The organism is Nitratidesulfovibrio oxamicus, from assembly GCF_015731765.1.
Lineage (GTDB): Bacteria > Desulfobacterota > Desulfovibrionia > Desulfovibrionales > Desulfovibrionaceae > Cupidesulfovibrio > Cupidesulfovibrio oxamicus.
In genome coordinates this window covers 1-1210 of the sequence record NZ_VRYY01000594.1, presented here as the reverse complement: position 1 = coordinate 1210, position 1210 = coordinate 1, and the positions used below count along the sequence as shown (strand labels likewise).

Below are 1210 nucleotides of genomic sequence, written 5' to 3'. Positions count from 1 at the left end.
GCCCCCCACGGGCGGCAGCCTGCGCGTGGCCGGGGTGGACCTGCGGCGCGCACCCGCCGCCGCGCGCCGCAGGGTGGGTTACGTGGCCCAGAAATTCTCGCTGTACGGCCAGCTTTCCGTGCTGGAGAACCTGCGATTCTTCGCCAGCGCCTACGGCCTGTACGGCGCCGCGCGTGATGCACGGATGGCCTGGGCCCTGCGCGACTTCGACCTCTCCGACGTGGCCGACGCCCAGAGCGGCGACCTTTCGCTGGGCTACCGCCAGCGGCTGGCCATGGCCTGCGCCCTGATGCACGAGCCGGACATCCTGTTCCTGGACGAGGCCACCTCCGGCGTGGACCCGCTGGCCCGGCGCGAATTCTGGCAGCGCATCACCGCGCTGGCGGAGTCGGGCGTCACGGTCATCGTCACCACCCACTTCCTGGACGAGGCGGAATACTGCGACCGCATGGCCATCCTGGTGGGCGGCGAGGTGCTGGCCCTGGGCACCCCGGCGGAAATCCGCGCCCTGGCCCCAGCGACAGACGACGCAACGGACGGGTCCCGCGAAACTGCGGCGAGAGGCGACGGCCAGCGGAATGCATCAGGGCACGCCTCCGGCCAGGCCACCATAGAGCGGGCCTTCATCGCGCTGGCGGAGCGGCACAGGGCCAACGCGCCCGGCGTGACTGATGCGACTGATGCGACTGGTGCGACTGGTGCGACTTGGGCGGCTGGGGCGGCTGGGGCGACTGGCATGACAGGCGCGACTGGTCATGCCGCGCCGTCTTCCGGACCCGGCATGCGCCCCCTCTCCGGCACCCCTGACTCCGATCATCCCGCCCCCGCCGGGCAAACGCAGGACATCCGCCCCACCCCCCTGCGCGGCCTGCTGCTGCGCATGCGCGGCCTGTTGCGCAAGGAATGGCTGCAAGTGGTGCGCGACCCCAGCGCCATCGCCATCGCGCTGGTCATGCCGGTGGTGCTGCTGCTCCTGTTCGGCTACGGCATCAGCCTGGACGCCCGCGACGTGCCCGTGGCCATCGTGGCCGACGACCTCGGGCCGGAAGCCATGGAGTTCGCCGCGCGGCTGCTGCTGGCCGACACCTTCCGCCCGCGTGTGGCCACCGACATGCGCCGGGCGGAAGAAGACCTGCGCGCCGGGCGGGTGGACGCCATCGTGCACCTGCAATCCGACTTTGCCCGCCGCCTTTCGGATGCGACGGGCAGC

General features: G+C 72.0%; 1 protein-coding gene. It reads left to right on the top strand.

From position 1 onward, the window contains the following. Positions 1 to 1210 (top strand): ATP-binding cassette domain-containing protein (locus FVW20_RS16030; RefSeq protein ID WP_196610381.1); only part of this gene is annotated, 1210 nt, incomplete at both ends.